The organism is Streptomyces sp. SAJ15 (assembly GCF_007595705.1).
Taxonomy (GTDB): Bacteria; Actinomycetota; Actinomycetes; order Streptomycetales; family Streptomycetaceae; genus Streptomyces.
The window spans coordinates 292656-317657 of the sequence record NZ_NISY01000013.1 but is presented as its reverse complement, the minus strand read 5'-3'; the positions used below and the strand labels follow the sequence as shown (position 1 = coordinate 317657).

The 25002-nt window shown below is 72.2% G+C and carries 20 protein-coding genes; 12 read left to right on the top strand and 8 right to left on the bottom strand.

Features of this window, described 5'->3' with window-relative positions:
* Positions 1-7: 7 nt before the first annotated feature.
* A complete protein-coding gene (locus CD790_RS27695; protein WP_144386074.1) occupies positions 8-826 on the top strand; it encodes an amino acid ABC transporter ATP-binding protein in 819 nt (272 codons plus the stop codon).
* A 110-nt stretch (positions 827-936) separates the two neighbouring features.
* On the opposite strand, the gene CD790_RS27690 is transcribed toward CD790_RS27695, so the two are convergent.
* The gene (locus CD790_RS27690; protein WP_260867918.1) at positions 937-1350 is read right to left on the bottom strand and encodes a helix-turn-helix domain-containing protein; all 414 of its coding nucleotides are present in this window, start codon (positions 1348-1350) and stop codon (positions 937-939) included.
* A gap of 66 nt (positions 1351-1416) precedes the next feature.
* On the opposite strand from CD790_RS27690, the gene CD790_RS27685 reads away from it, so the two are divergent.
* The 3 genes from CD790_RS27685 to CD790_RS27675 all read left to right on the top strand — a co-directional run bounded on the left by CD790_RS27685 (position 1417) and on the right by CD790_RS27675 (position 4185).
* Positions 1417-1854 carry a DUF4440 domain-containing protein gene (locus CD790_RS27685; protein ID WP_144386072.1) on the top strand — a complete coding sequence of 146 codons (438 nt, stop codon included), beginning with the start codon at positions 1417-1419 and terminating at the stop codon, positions 1852-1854.
* A gap of 156 nt (positions 1855-2010) precedes the next feature.
* A complete protein-coding gene (locus CD790_RS27680; protein WP_144386071.1) occupies positions 2011-2979 on the top strand; it encodes an alpha/beta fold hydrolase in 969 nt (322 codons plus the stop codon).
* 66 nt (positions 2980-3045) lie between these two features.
* Positions 3046-4185 (top strand): CaiB/BaiF CoA-transferase family protein, encoded by a 1140-nt coding sequence (locus tag CD790_RS27675; protein ID WP_144386070.1) that lies wholly within the window; start codon positions 3046-3048, stop codon positions 4183-4185.
* A gap of 55 nt (positions 4186-4240) precedes the next feature.
* Here CD790_RS27675 and CD790_RS36245 read toward each other — a convergent pair whose 3' ends face one another.
* Positions 4241-6307: an ABC transporter ATP-binding protein gene (locus tag CD790_RS36245; RefSeq protein ID WP_144386069.1), complete on the bottom strand. Its 2067-nt coding sequence runs from the start codon at positions 6305-6307 to the stop codon at positions 4241-4243.
* Positions 6308-6590: 283 nt separating this feature from the next.
* Here CD790_RS36245 and CD790_RS27665 point away from each other — a divergent pair, with 283 nt between their 5' ends.
* Both CD790_RS27665 and CD790_RS27660 read left to right on the top strand, forming a co-directional pair.
* Positions 6591-7055, top strand: coding sequence for a MarR family winged helix-turn-helix transcriptional regulator (locus tag CD790_RS27665; RefSeq protein ID WP_144386068.1), 465 nt, complete (start codon positions 6591-6593; stop codon positions 7053-7055).
* Positions 7056-7505: 450 nt separating this feature from the next.
* Positions 7506-8930, top strand: coding sequence for a Gfo/Idh/MocA family protein (locus tag CD790_RS27660; protein ID WP_144386067.1), 1425 nt, complete (start codon positions 7506-7508; stop codon positions 8928-8930).
* Between the two features lie 135 nt (positions 8931-9065).
* Here CD790_RS27660 and CD790_RS27655 read toward each other — a convergent pair whose 3' ends face one another.
* Positions 9066-9884, bottom strand: a complete 819-nt coding sequence (locus tag CD790_RS27655; RefSeq protein WP_144386066.1) for a hypothetical protein — start codon at positions 9882-9884, stop codon at positions 9066-9068.
* A gap of 262 nt (positions 9885-10146) precedes the next feature.
* On the opposite strand from CD790_RS27655, the gene CD790_RS27650 reads away from it, so the two are divergent.
* Positions 10147-12144, top strand: a complete 1998-nt coding sequence (locus CD790_RS27650) for an ABC transporter ATP-binding protein (protein ID WP_144386065.1) — start codon at positions 10147-10149, stop codon at positions 12142-12144.
* The gene (locus CD790_RS27645; protein ID WP_144386064.1) at positions 12141-13922 is read left to right on the top strand and encodes an ABC transporter ATP-binding protein; all 1782 of its coding nucleotides are present in this window, start codon (positions 12141-12143) and stop codon (positions 13920-13922) included. The genes CD790_RS27650 and CD790_RS27645 overlap by 4 nt, the downstream gene beginning before the upstream one ends.
* A gap of 179 nt (positions 13923-14101) precedes the next feature.
* Here CD790_RS27645 and CD790_RS27640 read toward each other — a convergent pair whose 3' ends face one another.
* Complete coding sequence (locus tag CD790_RS27640) at positions 14102-14887, bottom strand: metal-dependent hydrolase (RefSeq protein ID WP_144386063.1); 786 nt, start codon at positions 14885-14887, stop codon at positions 14102-14104.
* A gap of 135 nt (positions 14888-15022) precedes the next feature.
* On the opposite strand from CD790_RS27640, the gene CD790_RS27635 reads away from it, so the two are divergent.
* Together CD790_RS27635 and CD790_RS27630 are read left to right on the top strand one after the other, a co-directional pair.
* The gene (locus tag CD790_RS27635; protein WP_144386062.1) at positions 15023-17536 is read left to right on the top strand and encodes an RNA helicase; all 2514 of its coding nucleotides are present in this window, start codon (positions 15023-15025) and stop codon (positions 17534-17536) included.
* Positions 17537-17587: 51 nt separating this feature from the next.
* Complete coding sequence (locus CD790_RS27630; RefSeq protein WP_144386061.1) at positions 17588-18451, top strand: acyl-CoA thioesterase II; 864 nt, start codon at positions 17588-17590, stop codon at positions 18449-18451.
* 122 nt (positions 18452-18573) lie between these two features.
* On the opposite strand, the gene CD790_RS27625 is transcribed toward CD790_RS27630, so the two are convergent.
* Entirely contained in the window at positions 18574-20019 is a 1446-nt protein-coding gene (locus CD790_RS27625; RefSeq protein ID WP_144386060.1) for a glyceraldehyde-3-phosphate dehydrogenase, read from the bottom strand.
* 297 nt (positions 20020-20316) lie between these two features.
* On the opposite strand from CD790_RS27625, the gene CD790_RS27620 reads away from it, so the two are divergent.
* Positions 20317-20913: a LysE family translocator gene (locus CD790_RS27620; protein ID WP_144386131.1), complete on the top strand. Its 597-nt coding sequence runs from the start codon at positions 20317-20319 to the stop codon at positions 20911-20913.
* A gap of 109 nt (positions 20914-21022) precedes the next feature.
* Here CD790_RS27620 and CD790_RS27615 read toward each other — a convergent pair whose 3' ends face one another.
* Positions 21023-22102, bottom strand: a complete 1080-nt coding sequence (locus tag CD790_RS27615) for a hypothetical protein (protein ID WP_144386059.1) — start codon at positions 22100-22102, stop codon at positions 21023-21025.
* 97 nt (positions 22103-22199) lie between these two features.
* Positions 22200-22721: a hypothetical protein gene (locus CD790_RS27610; RefSeq protein ID WP_144386058.1), complete on the bottom strand. Its 522-nt coding sequence runs from the start codon at positions 22719-22721 to the stop codon at positions 22200-22202.
* 166 nt (positions 22722-22887) lie between these two features.
* On the opposite strand from CD790_RS27610, the gene CD790_RS27605 reads away from it, so the two are divergent.
* Positions 22888-23754: an NAD(P)H-binding protein gene (locus CD790_RS27605; protein ID WP_144386057.1), complete on the top strand. Its 867-nt coding sequence runs from the start codon at positions 22888-22890 to the stop codon at positions 23752-23754.
* A gap of 57 nt (positions 23755-23811) precedes the next feature.
* Here CD790_RS27605 and CD790_RS27600 read toward each other — a convergent pair whose 3' ends face one another.
* Entirely contained in the window at positions 23812-24840 is a 1029-nt protein-coding gene (locus CD790_RS27600) for an ABC transporter substrate-binding protein (protein WP_144386056.1), read from the bottom strand.
* Positions 24841-25002 lie beyond the last annotated feature (162 nt).

The window sequence follows — 25002 nt, the reverse complement described above, 5'->3', positions numbered from 1 at the left end:
GCCACCGGTGTCCGGGGAAACGCGTCCTGAGGGCCCGGCGATCCGGGTCGAGGGGCTGCACAAGTCCTTCGGCGAGCTGGAGGTGCTCCGAGGCATCGACCTCACGGTGGGGCGGGGGGAGGTGGTCTGCGTCATCGGCCCCTCCGGCTCGGGCAAGTCCACGCTGCTGCGCTGTGTGAACCTGCTGGAGGAGCCCAGCGCGGGAACGGTGACGGTGGACGGCACCGAGGTCACCGACCCGGAGGTGGACATCGACCGGGTCCGGCGACGGATCGGCATGGTCTTCCAGTCCTTCAACCTCTTCCCGCACCTGACCGCCCTGGAGAACCTCACCCTGGCGCAGCGGCGGGTACTGCGCCGCGACAAGGCGCGGGCGGTCGAGATCGCCCGGCGCAATCTGGCCCGGGTCGGGCTGACCGACAAGGAGTCCGTCTATCCGGCCCAGCTCTCGGGCGGGCAGCAGCAGCGGGTGGCCATCGCGCGGGCGCTGTCGATGGACCCCGAGCTGATGCTGTTCGACGAGCCGACCTCGGCGCTCGACCCGGAGCTGGTCGGCGACGTGCTGGCGGTGATGCGCTCACTGGCCGACGAGGGCATGACGATGCTGGTCGTCACACACGAGATGAGCTTCGCCCGGGAGGTCGCGGACCGGGTCGTCTTCATGGACGAGGGGGTGATCGTCGAGCAGGGCCGCCCCGTCGAGGTCATCGGCGCCCCGCGGCGGGAACGGACGCGCGCCTTCCTGAAGCGGGTGCTCGATCCGGCGGCCGCGCGGGTCGGGGAGGTGCCGGACACAGGGCCGTCCGACGCACGGGTCGACCGCTGACGCGGGACCGCGCGAGCGCGCGAGGCGACCGCTGACGCGGGGCCGTCCGGAACACATGGCGACCGCTGACGCGGGACCGCCCTGGCACGGGGCGACCGCTGACACGGGGCCTACCCGGTCGTCCGGACGGTGTGGCGCACGGCGTGGGGTACGGCGTCGTGCGCCTCGGCGGCCTGGCCGGCCACGGCCGAGAGCTCGTTCAGCCGCTCCCCCGTGCGGTACAGCTCGACGAGCAGCGGCCGCAGGGCGCGTCCCGCCGGGGTGAGCGTGTACCGGGTGCGGACGGGGAATCCGGGCAGCCGCTCCTGGGCGACCAGGCCGCGCTCGCGGAGCGTGTGCAGCCGGTCGGAGAGCACCTTGGGGCTGATCTCCGGCAGGCGCTCCCGCAGGGTGCCGAACGACTGCGGGGCGTGCATCAGCTCGCGCAGGACCAGCGTGGTCCAGCGGCCCGACACCGCGGCCAGGGCGACCTCCACCGGACAGTCCGCCTCCGGCCGGGCGGTGCGCCCGCGCGGGGACGGCACCAGGTCTCCGTCCCAGACGTGGGTATCCGTTTGGTGAGCCACGTCGGAGCCGGCTTGGCTGTCGTCATGAGCTTCGCCACGCATCCCGAACACGATCATGCCCCTACTGTCGCCCTGGTCTCCGACCCGGAGCAACATCCGATGGCCTTCGCCGCCGCGTTCAACTCCGGCAGTCCCGAGGAGCTCGCCCGCGTCTACGCCGACGGGGCGGTGTTCGTGCCCCGTCCCGGGGAGTCGGTCACCGGCCCGGAACTGCGGGCCGCCAACGCCGAGTTCCAGGCGTTGGGACTGCCGATCAGCGTCCGCCCGCGGCACACCTACGTCGCTGACGACATCGCCCTGCTCATCGTCGACTGGGTCATCGACGGCCATCGACCGGACGGCGAGCACGTCCGTCTGGAGGGGACCGCCACCGATGTGGCCCGCCGTGGGCCGGACGGCCGCTGGCGGTACGTGATCGACAACCCGTTCGGCACGGCGTCCCCGCCCGCGCCACGGAGCTGACGGACCGCGGACGGGGCGGGCGTCCACGCGCCCACCGTACGAGCGTACGCCCCACGCACCAATCCTCCCGGCGCGCGGTGCGCGCACCGGTGTGTATCCCGTCCCGCGTGGCAGTCTTCTGGAGACGCGCCCGACGCGATCCCCGGGAGGCCCTCCGTGTTCCTCGACCTGCCCCTGGAGCAGTTGCGGGGCTACCGGCCGCCGCTGCCCGAGCCCGCCGGCTTCGACGCCTTCTGGGACCGGACGCTGACCGAGGCGCGCAAGTACGAGCTCGACGCGGTGTTCTCGGAGTCGGACGCGGGGCTGGCCCGGCTGCGTACCTATGACGCGGAGTTCTCCGGCTTCGGCGGGCATCGGATCCGGGGCTGGCTGCTGGTCCCGCGGGAGGCTGCCGCGCCGCTGCCCTGTGTGGTGCAGTTCATCGGCTACAACGGCGGCCGGAGCCTACCGTACAGCTGGCTGCTGTGGCCGTCCGCGGGGTACGCGGTCTTCGTCATGGACAGCCGCGGGCAGGGCTGGAGCCCGCACGGCCCCGGCGCCACCCCGGACCCGGTCGGCGGCACCGGTCCGGAGGTGCCGGGGATGCTGACCAGGGGCGTGCTCAGCCCGGACGACTACTACTACCGGCGGCTGTACACCGACGCCGTGCGGGCCGTGGAGGCCGCCCGCGCGCACCCGGCGGTGGATGCCGCGCGGATCGTGGTCAGCGGCGCGAGCCAGGGCGGCGGGCTGGCGCTGGCCGCCGCGGGGCTGGTGCCCGACCTGGCCGGCGCGCTCGTCGACGTGCCCTTCATGACGCACATCCGGCGCGCCGTGGAGATCACGGACATGGACCCGTACGGCGAGCTGGCGCGCTACCTCGCCGGGCAGCGGGACCTGGCTGAGCACGTGTTCGCCACTCTGGACCACTTCGACGGGCTCAACTTCGCCGCCCGCGCGAGCGCGCCCGCCCTCTTCTCCACCGCGCTGCGCGACGAGGTCACACCGACCTCCGGGGGCTTCGCCGCGTACAACCACTACGGGGGCGAGAAGGAGCTCAGGGTCTGGTCCTTCAACGGGCACGAGGGCGGGGGCGTGCACCAACAGGCGGAACAGGTCCGGTACGTGCGGCGGCTGCTGGGCTGAGGGTCGGTGGCGCGCGTGGCCCCTGGGCCATCCCCGGTGACGGGTGAGCGGGGTGATACTGCCGGAATGCTTCCTCTCCACGGCATCACCGTCGTCGCACTGGAACAGGCCGTCGCCGCCCCGTACGCGACCCGTCAACTCGCCGATCTCGGCGCTCGGGTGATCAAGGTCGAGCGCCCCGGTCGGGGCGACTTCGCCCGCGACTACGACCGCAATGTCAAAGGGATGTCCGCCTACTTCGTCTGGGTCAACCGGGGCAAGGAGAGCGCGGTCCTGGACCTGAAGGACCCGACCGACCGGGGCCTGCTGGAGGCGATCCTCGCCCGCGCGGACGTCTTCGTGCAGAACCTCGCCCCGGGCGCCTGCGAGCGCCTGGGCCTCGGCTCCGCGGCGCTCCGGGCCCGCCACGAGCACCTGATCACCTGCGACATCTCGGGCTACGGCGAGGGCGGGCCGTACCGCGACAAGAAGGCGTACGACCTGCTGGTGCAGTGTGAGGCGGGGCTGGTGTCGATCACCGGCAGCCCCGAGGAGCCGGCCCGCCCCGGCATCTCGATAGCCGACATCGCGGGCGCGATGTACGCCTACACCGGCATCCTCACGGCGCTGTACGAGCGCGAGCGCACGGGCGTGGGCTCGGCCCTGTCCGTCTCGCTGCTGGACGCGCTCGGGGAGTGGATGGGCCACCCCTACTTCGCCGAGGAGTACGGCGGCACCCCCGTGGTGCGCAGCGGCGCCCGGCATCCGTCGATCTCGCCGTACGGGCCGTACCGCTGCGGCGACGGCGCGCGGGTCTTCCTCAGCGTGCAGAGCGACCGGGAGTGGGTGGCCCTGTGCGAGCGGGTGCTGCGCCGTCCGGAGTTGACGCGCGATCCGCGGTTCGCCACCAATCCGCTGCGCCGGGCGCACGACGACGAGCTGACGGCGGAGTTGGAGAACCGATTCTCCGCGCATACGGCGGACGGGCTGACCGTACTGCTGGACGCCGCGGGGATCGCCAACGCGCGGCTGCGGACGGTCGGTGAGTTCTCCGCCCATCCACAGCTGGCCGCGCGCGACCGCTGGCAGGACTTCGACTCCCCGGTCGGACCGCTGCGCGGCCTGCTGCCCCCGGTGGAGGTGCGCGGCCGACGCGCCCCGCTGCGGCCGGTGCCCGCGCTCGGAGAGCACACGGAGGCCGTCCGGGCGGAGTTCGGCCCGGCCTAGCGAACCCGGCGCCCGGCGCCCGGCGCCGGACGGCATGGGCGGCGCCGGGCGCCGGTCAGCCGACCGGGGTCGAGGTCGCGGCCGGGGACTGGCTCGTGGTGAGGCGGGCGTCCCTCCGTACGAGCGCGGCGTAGCGCCCGTTCCGCGCGAGCAGCTCGTCGTGCGTGCCCCGCTCGGCGATCCGGCCGCCGTCCAGGACCACGATCTGATCGGCGTCCCGGACGGTGGAGAGCCGGTGGGCGATGGTGATCGTGGTGCGGCCCGCCGACAGCTTGTCTATGGCCTGCTGCACGGCCTGTTCGGTGCGCGTGTCGAGGGCGCTGGTGGCCTCGTCGAGGATGAGGACGGGCGGGTCGCGCAGGATCGTCCGGGCCAGCGCGAGACGCTGCTTCTCACCGCCGGAGAAGCGGTAGCCGCGCTCGCCCACCAGGGTGTCGTAGCCATCGGGCAGCGAGACGATGTGGTCGTGGATCTGGGCGGCGCGAGCCGCCTCGGCGAGCTCCTCGTCGGTGGCGTCGGGCCTGGCGAAGCGCAGGTTGTCGGCGATGGACGCGTGGAAGAGGTACGTCTCCTGGGAGACGACGCCGACCGCGCGGGCGAGGCTGTCGAAGTCGAGGTCGCGCACGTCGACGCCGTCGATCAGGACCCGGCCGCCGGTCACGTCGTACAGCCGGGGCACGAGGTAGCTGAGGGTGCTCTTTCCGGAGCCGGTCGGGCCGACGACGGCCAGGCTGCCGCCGGCCGGGACGGTGAGGTCGATGGCGCGCAGGGCGTGCCGCACGGGCTTCCCGTTCGCGCCGGGCTCGCCGCTCGCTGTGACCTTCCCGTTCGCGCCCGGCTTTCCGCTCGCCGGGTCCTGTCCGCTCGCGCCCGCCTTCTCGCTCGCCGTGGCCTTCCCGTTCACGCCCGGCTTCTCGCTCCCCGTGGCCTTCCCGTTCGCGCCCGCCTTCTCGCTCCCCGTGGCCTTCCCGTTCCTCCGCGCTGTCGTGGGCTGCTTCGGCGTGCCGGTCGCGTCCGGGTGCTCGTCGTAGGAGAAGTGAACGGCCTCGAAGCGGACCTCGCCGCGCACCGTGGTGAGCCGTACCGGATCGGCCGGCTCGGTGATGTCCACCGGCAGGTCCAGGTACTCGAAGATGCGGTGGAAGAGGGCGAGCGAGGTCTGCATCTGCACGCCGGTGGAGAGCAGGCTGACGCTGGGCCGGAACAGGCCCTGCTGGAGGGAGACGAAGGCGACGAGGGTGCCCAGCGAGACGGCCGGGCCACCCGTCTGGAGGGCCATGCCGGCGGTCCAGTAGATGACGGCGGGCATGCCCGCCATGACGATGGTGATGGTGGACATCCGCCAGCGACCGGCCATGCTGGAACGCACCTCCAGGTCGACGAGCCGCTCGGACTCGCGGGCGAAGGCGCTGGTGAGGGAGTCGGAGCGGCCCATGGTGCGGCCCAGCAGGATGCCGCTGACCGACAGCGACTCGGTGACCATGGCGGCCATGGCGGCCATCTGCTTCTGCCGCTGCGAGGTGATCTTCTTGCGTTCCCGGCCGACGCGGCGGCTGATCCAGACGAACAGCGGCAGCAGGAGCAGGCTGACCACGGTCAGCCGCCAGTCCAGCGCGAGCATCGCGACGATGGTGGCGACGACGCTGGTGAGGTTGGAGACGAGCGAGGTCGCGGTCGAGGTGACGGTGGCCTGCATACCGCCGATGTCGTTGGCGATCCGGGACTGCACCTCGCCGGTGCGGGTGCGGGTGAAGAAGGCCAGCGGCATCCGCTGCAGCCGGTCGTAGACCCCGGTGCGCAGATCGTGCATGACGCGCTGGCCGACGGTGGTGGAGATCAGGGTCTGCAGCACGCCGAACACGCTGGTGACGACCGCCGCGAGGACCATGCCCAGGGCCAGCAGGGTCAGCAGGCCGGTGCGCCCCTCGGGGATCGCGGTGTCGAGGATCTCGCGGAGCAGGAACGGGGAGGCGACCGAGACCAGCGAGGAGGCCGCGACCAGCAGCCCCACCAGGGCCAGCCGGCCGCGATAGGGACGGAAGAGCCGCAGGATGCGCCGCACCTGGGCGGGCTGGTCCGGGTCGGCGGGCGGTGGGGTCCACTCGGGTGCGTCGTGATGCATGGGCTCCTTCAGGCGTCGGGCGTCGATGGCGGGAGTCGGAGTCGAGGGGTCGAGGGCGGTGCGTCGCGCGGCGCCACGGGCGCCGTACGGCGGCTCGGCGAGCCCGACGGCCGCCCGCCGACAGCGGCGGGCCGATGACGGCGCGCTCGCAGCGGCGCGCCGGCACCCGGTCGCCGGCCGCCTGTGCGGCGACGAGCCGGCCGAAGGCGCGCGTCGAGCCATGATGAGCATAGACCACTGTTACCTAAGCTCACAATGAATTATGCCCTGGTAGAGTCACCGTATGTGCACCCCCGCGCCCTTCCCCGCCTCCGACGCCTCCGGGCAGCTCGCCGAGCAGCTGCTGAGCCTCACGCGCCGGCTGCACCGCGCGCAGAGGCGCCATCTGGAGCCGCTGGGCATCACCCCGGCCCAGTCTCGGCTCCTGCGCACGGTCGCGCACTTCGACCGTGACGGCCGACCGCCCCGGATGGCGGATCTCGCGGAGCGCCTCGACGTCGTGCCGCGCGCGGTGACGACCCTGGTCGACGCCCTGGAGGCGCACGGCTCGGTGCGCAGGGCACCGGATCCGGCCAATCGCCGGGTGATCCGCATCGAGCTCACCGAGACCGGCCGCTCGGCGCTGCGCGCGCTGCGGGACGCGCGCCGGGCCGCGGCGGAGGACGTGCTCGCGCCCCTTTCCGCGCGGCAGCGGGAGATGCTCGGTGGGCTCCTGGACACGCTCTCCGTCGGTCCGGGCGGCTGCTGAGCGGCTGCTGAGCCACCGCCGCCCCGACCGCCGACAACCGCGGCACGCGGGGGCGGCCCCACAAGGCGCTCCGGGCGGCGGGCGGCCGGCACTCGGGACGGCACGCGCTCCAGGCAGCACGCGCTCCAGGCAGCACGCCCTCCGGACGGCACGCGCTCCGGGCGGCCGGCGCTCCGGACAGCATGCCCTCCCGGCGGCACGCGCTCCGGGCGGCACGCGCTCCGGGCGGCCATCGCCCGCCGGTCGGGTCCGGTCGCGGCTCGCGGCGCACCGTCGTCGGGCCGCCGCCCCGTGCCCTCCCGTTCAGCCAGGCGGCCATCGGTGTGACGGAAGTCCAACTCCCCGTACCGAGAGTCCAATCGGGCTCTCTTGTGCCCCATGTGCCGCAACCGCCAGGGTCCTGACGAGGTGCATCCACCAGCCGTGCCGGTCAGTTCACCTGGAGGCTCGATGAACGAGGAAACACCGCGACAGCCCAGTCGACGCTCGGTCCTGAGGACCGCGGGCGCCACCGGGGCCGGGATCGGCGTCGGGTTCGGCGGCCTCGCCGCCGAACCGGCGTCCGCCGCGCCGGCCACCGCGGCCGAGTCCGTGGACACCGAGGAGTCCCCCGCGACTCCACCGCGGCGCGGCGCGACCATGATCGGGGTGCCCTTCGAGCCGCGCGCCACCGTGCGCGTCGGCATCGTCGGCCTCGGCCAGCGCGGCGGCAGCATGATCGACCTCTTTCTGGCGTTGCCGGGGGTGCGGGTGACCGCGGTGTGCGACCCGGTGAAGGAGAAGGTCACCAGAGCGGTCGCCAAGGTCACCGCCGCCGGCCGGCCCACGCCCGCCGGCTACGCCCACGGCGAGCACGACTTCGTGCGGATGTGTGAGCGCGCCGACGTCGACTTCGTCTACGTCGCCACGCCCTGGGAGTGGCACTTCGAGATGTGCCGGACGGCGATGGAGCACGGCAAGCACGTCGGCGTCGAGTGCCCGCTGGCCATGGAGCTGGACCAGCTGTGGGAGCTGGTCGACGTCTCGGAGCGCACCCGCCGCCACTGCCTGCAGTTGGAGAACTGCTGTTACGGCAGGAACGAGATGCGGGTACTGCGGATGGCGCACGCGGGCCTCTTCGGCGAGCTGCTGCACGGCGCCGGCGCGTACATCCACGACCTGCGCGGGCTGATGTTCGACCCGGAGTACTACGAGACGCCGTGGCGCCGCCGTTGGCACACCCGGCTGCGCGGCGACCTCTACCCCAACCACGGCTTCGGCCCGGTCGCCAACTACATGGACGTCAACCGCGGCGACCGCGCCGTGCGGATCACCACCTTCGGCTCCCCCGCCCGCGGTCTGGCCGCCTATCGGGAGCAGCACATGCCGCCCGGCGACCCGAGCTGGAAGGAGACATACATAGAAAGCGACATGTCGATCAGCCTGGTGCAGACCGCGAAGGGTCGTGTCATCCGGCTGGAGCACGCCGTCTCCAACCCGCACCCGTACAGCCGGCACAACATCCTCGGCGGCACCAAGGGGGTCTTCGAGGACTATCCGCCCCGGATCTATCTGGAACCGGAGATGCACGACGACCGCTGGGGTGACTTCACGGCGTACGCCGACTGGGACCACTGGCTGTGGAAGGAGCACAGCAACCCGCCGGGCGGACACGGCGGGATGGACTACATCATGCTCTACCGCCTGACGCAGTGCATGCGGCTCGGTCTGGTGCCGGACTTCGACGTCTACGACGGGGCCACCTGGACCGCGCCGGTGCCGCTGAGCAACGCCTCCATCCGGGCCAAGGGCGCCCCGCAGACCATCCCCGACTTCACCCGCGGCCACTGGCGGAAGGCCCGACCGGGCGTGGACTCGGCCAAGCCCGGGGCGTAACGGCGGACACGGCGGCGGGGCGGGGTCCGGTCGGCGCGGGCCGGCCGGACCCCGAGCGCGCGCCGACGGCTGCCGGGAGCGTGGTCGCGGCGCCGCTGGGCGCCGCCTTCGGCCCAGCGAGCGAGCCCGGCCGCCCTAGTCCGCGAGGTGGGCCTTGTCCCCCATCACCACGACCGGGTGCCGCTCGGGGTCGAGCGTCTTCAGCAGGTACTCCATGCCGGACTTGGGGAGGCTCACACAGGCCGAGGTGCCACTGCCGTGGTCCAGATGGAGCCAGATGCCGCCGCCCTCACGCTGCCCCCGGGGTCTGGTCGGGTCGAGCGGCGAGGTGCCGCGGACCCGGTTGTAGTCGATGGCGATGACGTAGTCGAAGTCGTTCCAGTAAGTCTTCGGCCAGTACCGCGGCGCGGCGAAGGCGGCGTCGGCGTCATACGGGAGCCGGGCCCCGGGGTCGGGCAGCACCCCGCCCGCGTCGCTGAGTGTGAACACGCCGACGGGGCTGCGCAGATCGTTCTCCTCGTGGTCGACCGTCCAGCCGCGCCGGCCGTTGTGCGCGGCCCAACTCCGGTCCCGATGCCAGTTCTCGCCGCGCTTGACATAGAGCACTGCGGTCGCCCGGGCGGAGTTCTCGCCCTCTCCGTACACGGCCAGGACCTGCCGCGAGCGGTCGGGAATGCGGGAGTGCAGCGTGTCGCCCACGTCGGGGATGCGGGTCGACACGGCGGGCGGCGAGGCCCGGTTCGCGGGCTGCTTGGCGGAGCCGCCGCGCGGGCCGCCGCCGTCGCCGACGGTGTCCCGCGCGCCCCGCCCGTCGCTTCCGCCCTTCGCCTTGTCCCCGGCTCTGTCAGCGTCGTCGTGGTCCGAGCCGCCGCAGCCGGCGAGCAGGAGCACCGCCGCCACGGTCAGCGCGGCCGTACGTCTGGACAAGGTGCCGGAGATTCCCATACGCGCCATCGTCGCACCCCGGTCCCTGGACGCGCAGGTGACCCGGGAAGTGCGCCGTACCGCGGAACGGAAAACCAGTTGAACTCCGACGCGCCGTGCGGCGAACCTTTCACCGTTCCCTCGTTCCGCCCTCCGCTGCCCGAGTCGTCCCGTCCGCCGAGCCGCGCTACGAGCAGCCCACCGGCCCCACTTCCGCACCTCGCCGCCCGCGCCTCCGTCCTCTTCACCGTCTCCGCCCGTCATCCCGTTCCCCCGCGAGCCCTGGGACGTCATGCAGATTCGCGATCTTCCGTACCCCGACCCCGGCCTGCCCGACGTACGGTCCGGACCGCGTTTTCTGCTCTGGCTGGGCCGGCGGCAGTTGGGCGGCCAGCTCCGCGCGCTGCTGTGGGGCCTGCTGCACCTGACGTCCGTGGCGTCGTTCCCGATCGCGGTCGGACTGGCGGTGCAGGCCGTGGTGGACCGCTCGGGCGCCCGCCTCGCGCTCGCCGGCGGGCTGCTGTTGCTGCTCGGCGCGCTCTCCGCGCTGGGCGACGCCATGTTGCACCGGGCCGCCGTCACCAACTGGATCACGGCCGCCGCGCGGGTCCAACAGCTGCTGTCACGCAAGACGGCCGAGCTGGGGGCCTCGTTGACCCGACAGGTGGCGGCGGGCGAGGTCGTCGCCGTGTCCACCAGCGATGTGGAGAAGATCGGCTGGTTCGTGGAGGCGCTCTCCCGGTTCACCGCCGCCTTCCTCACCACCATCGGGGTGTGCGTGGCCCTGGTGCTCTACCAGCCCGCCCTGGGTGGTGTGGTGGCCGTCGGCATACCGGTCCTGGCGCTGGCCGTGCTGCCGCTGCTGCCGCGTGCCACCCGCCGGGCCGACGAGCAGCGCGAGAAGGCCGGCCGGGCCACCGAGCTCGCCGCGGACACCGTCGCCGGGTTGCGGGTGCTGCGGGGCATCGGCGGCGAGGAACTGTTCCTCCAGCGGTACCGGCGGGCGTCCCAGCAGGTGCGGGAGGCGGCGGTGCGCAGCGCCCGGATGTGGGCGCTCATCGCGGCGGTCCAGGTGGTGTTGCCGGGGCTGCTGTTGATCGGCGTCGTCGGGTACGGGGCCGTGCTGGCCCAAGACGGCCGGATCGAGGTCGGCGAACTGGTCACCGTCTACGCCGCGGTCACCTTCCTGCTGGTGCCGCTGCGGACGGTGGAGGAGATCGCCATGGCGTACTCCTTCTCCCGGCCCTCCGCCCGCCGCGCGGCGCGGGTGCTGGCGCTGCGACGCGGCACGGCCGCGGCCGAGGCCGCCCCGGGGTGCGGGCGCGGCGGGGTCGGCGAGCCGCTCGGCGGCGATCTGTACGACCCGGTGAGCGACCTCCTGGTGCCGGCCGGGCGGCTGACCGCGGTGGTGTGCGGCGATCCGGACGCGGCCGGGCGGCTGGCCGAGCGCCTCGGCGGGCACCCGGCCGAGGAGGCCGGACCGGACCGGCGGTCGGCGACGCCCGAGGGGCCGGCCGGATCGGCCGCCTCTCCCTCTCCGCTGCTCGGCGGCGTCGCCCTGGACGAGGTGCCGCTGTCGGCGGCCCGTGCCGCGGTGCTGGTCCAGGACAAGGATCCGACGCTGCTGTCGGGCACCCTGGCCGAGCTGTTCGACGTGCCCGCCTCGGGGGCGGTCACGGCGTCCGCGGCCCTGGAGGCGGCGCAGTGCGGCGATGTGCTCGCCGCGCTCGCGCGGACCGTGCCGACATCGGACGGGCGGCCGGGCGACCCGATGGCCGCGCGGCTCACCGAGCGCGGCCGGTCGCTCTCCGGCGGCCAGCGACAGCGGCTGGCGCTGGCCCGCTCGCTGGTGACCGACCCCGAGGTGTTGGTGCTCGACGAGCCGACGTCGGCGGTGGATTCGCACACCGAGGCGCGGATCGCGGACGGGCTGCGGCGGCTGAGGCGCGGCCGCACCACCGTCGTCTTCACCTCCAGCCCGCTGCTGCTGGACCGGGCCGATCGGGTGGTGTTCGTGCGGGACGGCACGGCGGTGGCGGCCGGGACCCACCGCGAGCTGCTGCGCGCCGACCCCGCGTACCAGGCGGTGGTCACCCGGGAGACCGACGCCGAACGGGGCGAGCGGAACGGTGTGGGGCGGCCCACGATCCGCGGCGACCTGGAGTCGGACGACGGGGAACGGAACGGCGTGCCGCCCACCAGCACGGAACCAGGCGACAGGGAACGGAACGGCATGCCGCCCACCGACCTGGAACCGGGCGGCAGGGAGCGCGTGGAGGAGTCGGCATGATCGGCGTGGCACCCCCGGAGTTCGACCCCGCCGCGTCGGAGTCGGCGGCGACCCTTCCGGTCGGCGGGCCGGCGACCGTCCGCGGCTATGTGCGTGAGCTGTTGCGCCGTCACCGCGCCGCGTTCCTGGCGCTGCTGGCGGTGAACACCGCCGCGGTGCTCGCCTCCATGGTCGGTCCGTATCTGCTGGGCGGCCTGGTCGAGGACGTGTCGCGGGGCGCCGAGGACCTCCATCTGGGGCGCACCCTGTCGCTGTTCGCGGTGGCGCTCGCCGTCCAGACCGTCTTCGTGCGGGAGGTGCGGCTGCGCGGCGCGATGTTGGGCGAGCGGATGCTGGCGGACCTGCGGGAGGACTTCCTTGTCCGTTCGGTGCGGCTGCCGCCGAGCGTGCTGGAACGGGCCGGCACGGGAGACCTGCTCTCCCGGATCACCACCGACGTCGACCGGCTGTCGGAGGCGATGCGCGAGGCGGTGCCGCAGCTGTCGATCGGCGTGGTGTGGGCCGGTCTGCTGCTGGGCGCGCTGACCGCGACCGCGCCGCCGCTCGGCCTCGCCGTGCTGGTCGCGCTGCCGGTGCTGTTGATCGGCTGCCGCTGGTACTTCCGCCGCGCGCCGAGCGCCTACCGCTCGGAGGCGGCCGGGTACGCGGCGGTCGCCGCGGCGCTGACCGAGACCGTGGACGCCGGGCGGACCGTCGAGGCGCACCGGCTGGGAGAGCGCCGTGTGGCGCTCTCCGACCATCGGATCCATGAATGGACCCGATGGGAGCGGTACACCCTCTGGCTGCGTACCGTCCTCTTCCCGGTGATCAACACGACCTACACCCTGATCACCGGCTCGGTGCTGATGATCGGCGGCGCGTGCGTGCTCCAGGGCTGGATGTCGGTCGGCGAGCTGACGACCGGGGCGCTGCTGGCGCAGATGCTGGCGGAGCCGGTCGGGCTGGTCCTGCGCTGGTACGACGAGCTCCAGGTCGCCCAGGTGTCGCTGGCCCGGCTGGTCGGGGTGCGCGAGATCGACACGACCGTCGACGACACCGCGGACGCGCCCGCGGGTCGGGACGTCCGGGCGGACGCGGTGCGGTTCGGCTACCGGGCCGACAGCGATGTGCTGCGCGGGATCACCCTGCGGGTGCGGCCGGGGACCCGGATGGCCCTCGTGGGGCCGTCCGGGGCGGGCAAGTCGACACTGGGCCGACTGATCGCGGGGATCTACGCGCCCCGGACGGGCGAGGTCACGCTGGGCGGCGCGGCGCTGGCCCGGATGCCCGCGGAGCGGGTGCGCGAGCATGTGGCGCTGGTCAACCAGGAGCACCATGTCTTCGTGGGCTCGCTGCGCGACAACCTGCTGCTGGCGCGCGCCTCCGCCCGGGACGCGGAGCTGTGGGCGGCGCTCGCCGCGGTGGACGCGGACGCCTGGGCACGGGGGCTCGCGGACGGGCTGGACACGGAGGTGGGCTCGGGCGGCCTGGCGCTGTCCCCGGCGCAGGCGCAGCAGATCGCGCTGGCCCGGCTGGTGCTCGCCGACCCCCACACGTTGATCCTGGACGAGGCCACGTCCCTGCTCGACCCGCGCGCGGCCCGCCACCTGGAGCGTTCGCTGGCCCGGGTGCTGGAGGGGCGGACGGTGGTCGCCATCGCGCACCGGCTGCACACCGCCCATGACGCGGATGTGATCGCGGTGGTGGAGGACGGCCGGATCAGCGAGTTGGGCAGCCACGACGAACTGGTCGCTGCGGGTGGGGCGTACGCGGCGCTGTGGCGCTCCTGGCACCGGTAGCGACCGTGGCGACCGCCGCGCGACGGCGCCTCGCGCGGCGCGGGTCGGCGTGTGCGCCAGGTCACCATACGACGACCGACTCTCACCCTAGACCTCAGGGTGAGAGTCGGTCGTCGAGGGGGCGGCGGCCCGCTGAGGGCCGCGCCGACCGGCGCCCGCCAAAGGCCGCGCCGATCGGTTCAGATCACGTTGAGGGCGCCCAGCCCGCCGAGGCCGCCCAGGACCATGAAGGCCGGCATCAGCACCTTCAGCTCGACCCAGCTCCCGGCGCGGAAGCGCATTCCGCGGGGCGGGCCCACCGGGTACCAGCGCTTGCGGCCGATCGGGATGGGCCACAGGATCGGGCAGCCGGAGACGGTCAGCGCGTCCCCGATGTCGTGTACGAGCGCGCCCAGCACGATGGGCAGGCCCAGCCACAGGTACGGCTGGCCGTCGAACAGCCAGTCCGAGCCGTTGCCCGGCTTGTTGAGGATCTCGGCGAGCAGCCAGGCGCTGGTCGCGCCGAGCAGCCAGACCAGGACGTCGCTGGAGACCCGGGCGGCCCGCCACAGCAGCCCCTCCACGGCGAGCACCATGTGGACGAAGAGGATGCCCAGCACCGCCCAGCGGCCCCCGGCCACGGCGAGCGCGGAGGCGCCCGCGCCGATCAGCACCGCCCACACCCAGGTGTGGGTGAGCGTGCGGTGGCCGCCGGAGCGCCGTGGGTCGCTCTGTGTCTTGGTCGCCTTGTAGACGGCGTGCGACAGCTTGTCCGTGACCTCGCACAGGGTGCGGGAGATCGGGCCGAAGGCGCGGGATATCGTCGCGGCCTTGTGGTCCAGGTCGGGGGCGAGCGCGGCCCCGGCACAGATCAGGGTGCCGACGACCAGCACCGGCCAGGGCATCGCATGGCCGGCCGCCGCGGTCGCCGCCCCCACCCCCAGCCAGGCAGCCGCCCCGGACAGTGAGTGCGCCGGTCCCATCATCGTCGTGCCCCGCCCCTGTTCGTGCCCGCTTCCGCGCGGGAGTTGGTCTGATCGGCCCGACCACCCTAGCTGTGGACGATCTTCCTCAGCACAGCCGGTTCCCGGCTCGCGCGGGAAACCAGGCAGTATAGGGGGGTGACTCTTATTGATCAGCTGCCGAGCGACGCCGACCCCGATGCGCTGTTTGAGGCGTTCTCGACCTGGGTCGAGGGGCGGGGCATCTCGCTCTACCCCGCCCAGGAGGAAGCACTGATCGAGGTGGTGTCCGGCGCGAACGTCATCCTGTCGACGCCCACCGGCTCCGGAAAGAGCCTGGTGGCGGCGGGCGCCCACTTCACCGCGCTCGCCAACGACCAGGTCACCTTCTACACCGCGCCGATCAAGGCCCTGGTCTCGGAGAAGTTCTTCGAGCTGTGCAAGGTGTTCGGCACGGAGAACGTCGGCATGCTCACCGGCGACGCGTCGGTCAACGCGGACGCCCCGGTGATCTGCTGCACCGCCGAGGTGCTGGCCTCCATCGCCCTGCGGGACGGCAGGGACGCCGACATCGGCCAGGTGGTGATGGACGAGTTCCACTTCTACGCCGAGCCGGACCGGGGCTGGGCCTGGCAGATCCCGCTGCTCGAGCTGCCGCAGGCGCAGTTCGTCCTGATGTCGGCGACGCTCGGCGACGTGACGCGGTTCGAGGAGGACCTGACCCGGCGCACCGGGCGGCCCACGGCCGTCGTACGGTCCGCGACCCGGCCGGTGCCGCTGAGCTACGAGTACCGTACGACGCCGATGACGGACACCCTCACCGAGCTCCTGGAGACCCGACAGGCGCCCGTCTACATCGTGCACTTCACCCAGGCCGCGGCGGTGGAGCGGGCCCAGGCGCTGATGAGCATCAACATGTGCACCCGCGCCGAGAAGGACGAGATCGCGGCGCTGATCGGCAACTTCCGCTTCACCACCAAGTTCGGACGCAACCTGTCCCGTTACGTCCGGCACGGCATCGGGGTGCACCACGCGGGCATGCTGCCCAAGTACCGTCGGCTGGTGGAGAAGCTGGCCCAGGCCGGCCTGCTCAAGGTCATCTGCGGCACCGACACCCTGGGCGTGGGCGTGAACGTGCCGATCCGCACGGTGCTGTTCACCGCGCTGACCAAGTACGACGGGCAGCGGGTGCGGACGCTCCGGGCGCGGGAGTTCCACCAGATCGCGGGCCGCGCCGGACGGGCCGGCTTCGACACCGCCGGCTTCGTGGTCGCGCAGGCGCCCGAGCACGTCATCGAGAACGAGAAGGCCCTCGCCAAGGCCGGGGACGACCCGAAGAAGCGCCGCAAGGTGGTCCGCAAGAAGGCCCCCGAGGGCTTCGTCAACTGGGGCCAGAACACCTTCGAGAAGCTCATCGCCTCCGAGCCGGAGCCGCTCACCTCGCGCTTCCAGGTCACCCACGCCATGCTGCTGTCGGTCATCGCCCGGCCCGGCGACGCCTTCGAGGCGATGCGCCGGCTCCTGGAGGACAACCACGAGCCGCGCAAGAACCAGCTGCGCCACATCCGCCGCGCCATCGCGATCTACCGCTCGCTGCTGGACGGCGGGGTCGTGGAGCGGCTGGACGAGCCGGACGCCGAGGGCCGCCGGGTGCGGCTGACGGTGGACCTCCAGCAGAACTTCGCGCTGAACCAGCCGCTGTCCACCTTCGCCCTCGCCGCCTTCGAGTTGTTGGACCCCGAGTCGCCGTCGTACGCCCTGGACATGGTCTCGGTCGTCGAGTCGACGCTGGACGACCCCCGGCAGATCCTGGCCGCGCAGGAGAACAAGGCCCGCGGCGAGGCGGTGGCCGCGATGAAGGCCGACGGCGTCGAGTACGAGGAGCGGATGGAGCGGCTGCAGGAGATCAGCTACCCCAAGCCGCTGGAGGAGCTGCTGCTGCACGCCTACGGGCTGTACCGGAAGAGCCACCCGTGGGTCGGCGACCACCCGCTGTCGCCCAAGTCGGTCATCCGGGACATGTACGAGCGGGCGATGACCTTCACCGAGTTCACGTCCTTCTACGACCTGGCGCGGACCGAGGGCATCGTGCTGCGCTACCTCGCCAGCGCCTACAAGGCCCTGGAGAACACCGTTCCCGACGACCTGAAGTCCGATGACTTCGAGGACCTGATCGCCTGGCTGGGCGAGATGGTCCGGCAGGTCGACTCCAGTCTGTTGGACGAGTGGGAGCAGTTGGCCAACCCGGAGGAGGAGTCGGCCGAGGAGGCCCAGGAGCGCGCCGACCAGGTCAAGCCGGTCACCGCGAACGCCCGCGCCTTCCGGGTGCTGGTGCGCAACGCGATGTTCCGCCGGGTGGAGCTGGCCGCCCTGGACGACGTCCGGGAGCTCGGCGAGATGGACGAGGAGGCGGGCTGGGACGAAGCCCGGTGGGCCGAGGCCATGGACGCCTACTGGGACGAGTACGAGGACCTGGGCACCGGCCCCGACGCCCGCGGGCCCAAGCTGCTGCGGATCGAGGAGGACCCGGAGCACGGCCTGTGGCGGGTGCGCCAGACCTTCGCCGACCCCAACGGCGACCACGACTGGGGCATCTCCGCCGAGGTGGATCTCGCGGCCTCCGACGAGGAGGGCCGCGCGGTGGTCCGGGTCACCGACGTGGGCCAGCTGTAACCTCCGGTACGCCACCCCACGGCGAGTTCCACCGGCAGAAGGGCTCCACCGATGACCAGTCCCGCCGAGCGCTTGGTCGACCTGCTCGACCTGGAGCGGATCGAGCTGAACATCTTCCGCGGCCACAGCCCGGACGAGTCGTTGCAGCGGGTGTTCGGCGGGCAGGTGGCCGGTCAGGCCCTGGTGGCCGCCGGCCGGACCACCGACGGGAAGCGCCCCGTGCACTCGCTGCACGCCTACTTCCTGCGTCCCGGCACGCCGGGGGTGCCCATCGTCTACCAGGTGGAGCGGGTGCGCGACGGGCGGTCCTTCACCACCCGGCGGGTGGTGGCCGTGCAGCAGGGCAGGACGATCTTCAATCTGACGGCCTCCTTCCACGAGCCGGAGCCGGGCTTCGAACACCAGGTGCCCATGCCGGGGGTGCCGGAGCCGGAGAGCCTCCCCCGGCTCGGCGAGGAGCTGCGCGAGCACCTCGGCGAGCTGCCCGAGCCGCTGCGCCGCATGGAGCGGCGCCAGGCGTTCGACATCCGCTATGTGGACCGGCTGCGCTGGTCGCCCGAGGACCTCGAGGGCGCCGAGCCGCGCAGCGCGGTGTGGATGCGCGCGGTGGGCCCGCTCGGCACGGACCCGCTCGTGCACACCTGCGCCCTCACCTACGCCAGCGACATGACCCTGCTCGACGCGGTGCGCATCCCCGTCGAGCCGCTGTGGGGTCCCCGCGGCTTCGACATGGCCTCCCTGGACCACGCCATGTGGTTCCACCGCCCCTTCCGCGCGGACGAGTGGTTCCTCTACCAGCAGGAGTCCCCCGTCGCCACCGGAGCCCGCGGCCTGGCCCGCGGCCAGATCTTCGACCGCGACGGTCGGCTGCTGGTCTCGGTGATGCAGGAGGGACTCTTCCGCCAGCACGTCTGATCTGCGGTTTCACCCATGACAAAGGTCCGCGTCGGGTGTTGCCACACGACGCGGACCTCTGCTCGGGACGTACGTCAGACGGGGCGGCGGTCCAGCAGGCCGCCCGTCGGACGGGGCGTCCGTCAGACCAGCGGAGCCGGGTAGGTCGGGTACTCCACCCCGGAGACGTACTGGACGACGCGGATGACCTGGCAGGAGTAGCCGAACTCGTTGTCGTACCAGAGGTACAGGATCGCGTTGTCGCCGTCGACCTTGGTGGCGCCGGCGTCGACGATGGAGGCGTGGCGCGAGCCGATGAAGTCGCTCGACACCGCGTCGGGGGCGCTGATGAAGTCGATCTGGCGCTTGAGCGGCGAGGTCAGCGACACGTTGCGCAGGTAGTCGAGGACCTCCTCGCGGGTGGTCTCACGCCCGAGGCGCAGGCTGAGGATCGCTATCGAGACGTCCGGCACCGGGACGCGGATCGAGCTGCCGGTGATCGGCGCCTTGAGCTCCGGCAGCGCCTTGGCGACGGCGGACGCGGCACCGGTCTCGGTGATGACCATGTTGAGCGGCGCCGAGCGGCCGCGACGGTCGGCCTTGTGGTAGTTGTCCAGCAGGTTCTGGTCGTTGGTGAACGAGTGGACGGTCTCCACGTGGCCGCGGAGCACGCCGTACTCGTCCGCCATCGCCTTCAGCGGCGGGACGATCGCGTTGGTGGTGCAGGACGCGCAGGACAGGATCTGCTCGTCCGGCTTGATCATGTCGTGGTTGACGCCGTGGACGATGTTGGGGACATCGCCCTTGCCCGGGGCGGTCAGGACGACCTTGTCGATACCGGGGCGCAGGTGCTTGGAGAGGCCCTCGCGGTCGCGCCACTTGCCGGTGTTGTCGATCAGGATGGCGTCCTTGATCCCGTACGCCGTGTAGTCGACCTCGGACGGGTCGCCGGCGTAGATCACCTTGATCTCGTTGCCGTTGGCGATGATCGTGCTGTTCGCCTCGTCGACGGTGATCGTGCCCTGGAACTGGCCGTGGATCGAGTCACGGCGCAGCAGCGAGGCCCGCTTGACGATGTCCTGGTCGCCGCCCTGGCGGACGACGATGGCGCGCAGCCGCAGGCCGTTGCCGGAACCGGCCTTCTCAATGAGCAGGCGGGCGACGAGGCGGCCGATGCGGCCGAATCCGTAGAGGACGACGTCGCGCCCCTCGCGGCGCTCGACCTTGTTGGCCCCCGTGGCGCCGGAGACGGCCTCGGCGGTGAACTCCTCCACCGAGAGACCGCGGTCGTCGCGCCGGTAGGTCGCGGCGAGCATGCCGATGTCGATCTGGGAAGGCCCGAGGTCGAGGGTGGTGAGGGCCTGGAGGAACGGCAGCGTGTCGGTGACCGAGAGTTCCTCGCCGGCGATCTGCCGGGCGAATCGGTGGGTCTTGAGGATGCTGACCACCGACTTGTTCACCAGGGAGCGGCTGTGGAGGAGGACGGTGACGTCCTGCTCCCGGTGCAGCTTCCCGATGATCGGAATCATCGACTCCGCGATCTCCTCGCGGTGCTTCCAGTTTGTGAACGAGTCTTCGTTGACAGTCACAGGTTTATCTTTCGAGCTAGGCGGCGCTCATATGCTAACCCCCCTCGTCGGCTGAGCAGGGCGCCGGGGTCGCCCATGGTCACCTCGGGAGGGCAAGCAAGCATCTCACCGGGTGGTAACGCCCGAATATGCACCGCTTTACCCCGGCCATCCGCGCTGGACACGCTGAGGCCAAGGCTGTTGAGTGTGACGTGCGACGGACGGTCGGCACCGACCAGGTGTCTTCCACGGGGGCGACGGTGGGGAGATCCGGTGTCCGGTGAACGGCTGCTCGCGTTCGCGGCGGCGTCCTTCGTCATGATCGTGATTCCGGGGCCGAGCGTGCTCTTCGTCGTCGGCCGGGCCCTGGCCCACGGCCGCCGCACCGCGCTGGCGACCGTCTGGGGCAACGTGCTCGGCTCCTACCTCCTGGTGGTCGTCGTCGCCCTCGGCCTCGGCTCGCTGATCGGTCGCTCCGCGACGGCCTTCACCGCGGTGAAGCTCGCCGGCGCCGGCTACCTGGTCTTCCTCGGCGTACGGGCCCTCCGGCACCGCGGGCGACTGGGCGAGGCGGGGCGACCGTCGCCGCGGCCGGCGCGCCGCGGCGACGTCCGCACCGTGGTGGACGGGTTGCTGGTGGGCGCCACCAACCCCAAGGGCCTCGTCTTCTTCGCCGCCGTGCTCCCGCAGTTCGTCGACCACGGGGCCGGCGCGGTGCCCACCCAGATGCTCGTCCTCGGCCTGATCCCGATCGGCATCGGCCTGGTCACCGACACGGCCTGGGCCCTGACGGCCTCCGCTGCACGCGCCTGGTTCGCCCGCTCCGAACGCCGCATGTCCCTGGTCGGCGGGGCCGGCGGGTTCGCGATGATCGGCCTGGGCATCACGGTGGCCGCCACCGGCCGCGCGGACTGACGCTCCCCTCCCGCCCCCGGCCGCCCACCTCAGCGGGCTGCCGGGGGCCGGGGGGACGACCGCGGATCCCCGCACAAGGCCGCGGACGACCGCGGATCCCGCACCCTGCTTACGGGTTCTCCCGCAGGGTGAGGCCGTAGTAGTCGACGTGGTAGTCCCCGACCCGCTGCGCGTGGTCCGACAGGCTGAGGTCCTTCGGGGAGGCGACCCCCAGGGCGCGCAGGGTGTCGACCATCATCCGGGCCAGCCGGCGGCCGTCCACCTCGCCGATGCCGAAGTCCCCGGAGTGGTAGGGACACTCAAGCCAGTGGTCCAGGGCGGCCGGTCGGGAGCTCTGCGGGATCCAGCCGAAGGACGTCGGATCGGTGCCGTCCTCGTGGAGGCGCTCCGGGTCGTAGACGATCTCCAGCCGGTCGTTGCAGACGAGGTGGAACAGGATCGGGCCGTAGGTGCCGGGCACCAGCGCGTGGAAGCCCAGGTCCAGCTCGATGCCCAGGGCGTGGGTCTCGGCCGGGAGCGTGTGCAGGAAGTCGCCCAGGGCGTTCACGAAAACGTCCCAGTCGTCGGTGCGCCAGCGACCCGGGAAGCCCAGGGCCGCGTTGGCGGGGTCGCGGCGGGAGCCGAAGAACCCGCCGACCGCGTAGTGCTCGCCGTGCCCCTGCCGCCAGAACCAGTTCTCCACCGGATCGGTGGGCTGGAGCAGCAGTTCGGGGCCGTGCTCGCCGGCGTGCAGCTCCAGCGTGTTCTCGCGCTCACGCCAGCGGAGGAACGGGCTCCCCCACAGCGGCGCGGAGTCGTAGAACGGTCCGGGGTCGCCGTACGCGCCCATGATGGAGGCGGGGCCGAACTCCTTCGTCAGCGCCTCGGCGACCGTCCGGAAGGCCGCGGCCTTCTCCGCGGCCCCGCCCTCCGGCAGCGCGACGGGCACATACAGCCCCACGTACTCCTCGCCGTCGTGCGCGTAGTCCTCCTCGAAGCGGCCCGTCGGGCGCAGTCGGGCCGCCCACCGCGGATCCGCGGCCGACTCCGGGCCGGTGCTCAGCCGCGGCCCGACGGCGCTGTTCCGCCACCCCCAGCCGAGGCCCTCGACCATCGCCCGCAACCCCGCGCCGCTCCAGCCGTCGGTGTCCGCACCCTTCAGCCGCCGCGCCAGGTCCACCACGCGTGCCTCGCCCCAGGCCCCCGTCATCTTGAACTCCTCGTTCCGTGCCGTACTCGTGCGATCAGACCTTGTCATACGGCACTGACAACGATTCACGGGCCCGCCGTCGAACGGGGTTCGCTCCCTAGCGCGGCCTCCACCAGGCCGGGGAGATACTCAACGCCCACACGTCGCCTGGCTGGTGAATCTCCGGGTCGTCGACATCGTGGTCGCCGTTCCCATGCGGGTCGGGGTCGGCGATGACGAGAAGGCGCGCGTCGGACTCGGGCACGCGATAACGGTGGATGTCCCCTGAGAGGTCATCGGGCTCGACCGTGCACCCGACGGAAAGGATCACGGACCGCAACTCCTCGAACCGGGCACGGGGCGCGAACTCCCCGTACTCCCGTTCCAGGGGCGGCGGCACGCAGGGACCGTGGACCAACCGGTGGACCTGCACGCCGATCCCGAAGCAGGACAGGAGCCCGTCGGCATCCGAGAAGGAGAGCTCCACCAGCCCGTAGTCCCGGCGCACCAGCCCATCGCCGCCATCGTCGATGTAGTCCGGGCCCACCATGGCCTCCCATGCGGCGAGCCCTGACCCTATGCCGGCCCCGAGGACGTCGCAGCGGGTGGCGACGTGAGCGTAGAAGTCGAGATCGGACACCCGTTGATCTCCCGAGCTCGGTGATACGTACCGGTCGAACCCTAACGAGAGCGGCATCGGTCCGAGCGGCGGCTGTGCGCCGCACCGCCGCGTCCGCCCTCACCTTCGATCCCTCACCTTCGCTCCCGGCCCCGGCCCCGGCCCGGCAGGGAGGAATACTTCGAGGATGGCCGAGGCTGACCTGATCATGAGTGAGATTCTCGTGATCGGTGCCACCGGGAACGTCGGTCGACACGTTGTCGTTCAGCTCCTGACCGCAGGCGTCGCTGTACGCGCGTTGGCGCGTGACCCCGAATCGGCCGAGCTGCCGCGGGGAGTCGAGGTCGTGGGCGGAGACCTGTCCCGGCCGGAGACGCTGGAGGCGGCGCTGACGGGGACCGACACGGTGTTCCTGATCTGGCCTTTCCTGACGACCGAGGGCGCCCCCGCCGTAATGGAGACGATCGCACGGCACGCACGCCGCATCGTCTACCTCTCGTCGTCGGGCGTGAACGACGACGGCGAACGGCAGACCGACCCGATCAACCAGCTCCACGCCGACATGGAGGGCCTGATCGAGGAATCCGGCCTGGAGTGGACCGTGCTGCGGTCGAACACCATCGCCTCCAACGCGAGAGGGTGGGCCGAGCAGATCCGGGCCACGGGCGTCGTTCGCGGTCCCGACATCGCCGCCACAGCGGTGATCCACGAACGTGATGTGGCGGCCGTGGCGGCACGTGCGCTGATCGACGCAGGGCACGCGGGGGCGAAACACGTCCTGACCGGCCCGCGGGTCATCAGCAGGGGCGAGCAGGTCGACACGATCGGGGAGGCGATCGGCCGTCGGACTCGCTTCGAGAAGGTCCCCCTCGAGGTCGCGCGAGAGCAGATGCTCGCCGACGGCAGGCCACCCGCCCTCGTGGAGGCCCTGTTGGCCAGCGCCGAGACGCGGCCCGAATCGAACCTGGTCACCTCCACCGTGGAAGAGATCACCGGAGCATCGGCGCGCACGTTCCGCTCGTGGGCGGAAGAGCACGCGGCTCTTTTCCGCTAGCGGATCCTCGCGCCGACGGGCGGCTCCTCGCTCCCGACCCGGCGGGCCAGGGCGCGGCTAAGCGCGCAGCTTCTTGGACTTGGTTATCGCGGCGGCGAGTTGTTCGAGGACCGGCGCGTAACCGGCGTAACTGAAGCGCTCCTCCATGGCCCAGTCGACGGTCTGCTCCGCCTTGATCGCGGGAAGCCGGCGCCAGGTGGGCCGCTCGTCGAGCTGCCGCCGCGGCAGTGCGCTGGAACGGTTGTCGATCATTATCAGGTCGGCGTGGTACTTGTCGGCGTTCTCCCAGCTGAGGAACTCCCAGAAGCCCCACTTGTCGCTCTTCTCGCCCTCCACGAACTCGACGCCGAGGCTCTTGTAGAAGTTGAGGTCGCAGTACGAGTCGGGGACGGCGACGTAGAGGTTGTCCGGGTCGGCGGTCATGGCGAGGATCTTCAGGCCCTTGTTGGCCGCGGCGGCCTCGCGCAGGGTCCGGACGGCCCGGTCGAAGCGTGCCTTGGCGTCGACGACCTTACGCGCGCGGAGGTCGGCACCGAGGGACTCGGCGAGCTCGGCGGTGCGCTTGAGCGGGTTGAGCAGTGAGGTACGAGCGACGTCGATGCCGACGCTGGGCGCGATCTCCTGGATCTTCTTGGCGCTGTCCTGCGGCACGAACCACAGATCGGGCGCCGGGAACATGTTGCTGACCAGCAGGTCGGGCCGGAGCCGGACGTACTTCTCGATGTTGAACGCGCCCCATGCCTCGCCGAGGCTGGTCAGCCGCTTCACGTCGAGGTCTCCGGCCTGCGGGTTGGGCTTGCCGTGCACCGGCGAGCTGGGCCCGAAGATGCCGGTGCACTCGATCCCGTAGTCGTACAGCGCCGCAGCGGTGCTGACGAAGGCCACGATCCGCTCCGGCGTCTTCTTGCGCGTGACCGTGCGGCCCCGGTCGTCCTTGAAGGACCAGGAACCCCCGCCCGCCTTCGCCGTGTCGTCCTTCTTGTCACCGCCGCAGGCCGCCAGCACCGGAGCGAGGGCGAGAGCACCGCCGGCCGCGAACAGGCCACGACGCGACAGACGGGCTGAGCGGGCGAGGTCATACGTCATGGGTGCTCTACTTCCGTCAATCACCGGACAGGCGTCACAACAGCATCGGAAAGCTAGGGAAGCCTAACCTAAGCTGATCTTCACATCGATGGTTTTCGCCCCACCACGGCGAGGAGGATGCGGCGTCGACCGCTCCCGGCGGGGCCCGTTCGCCCTGTGGGC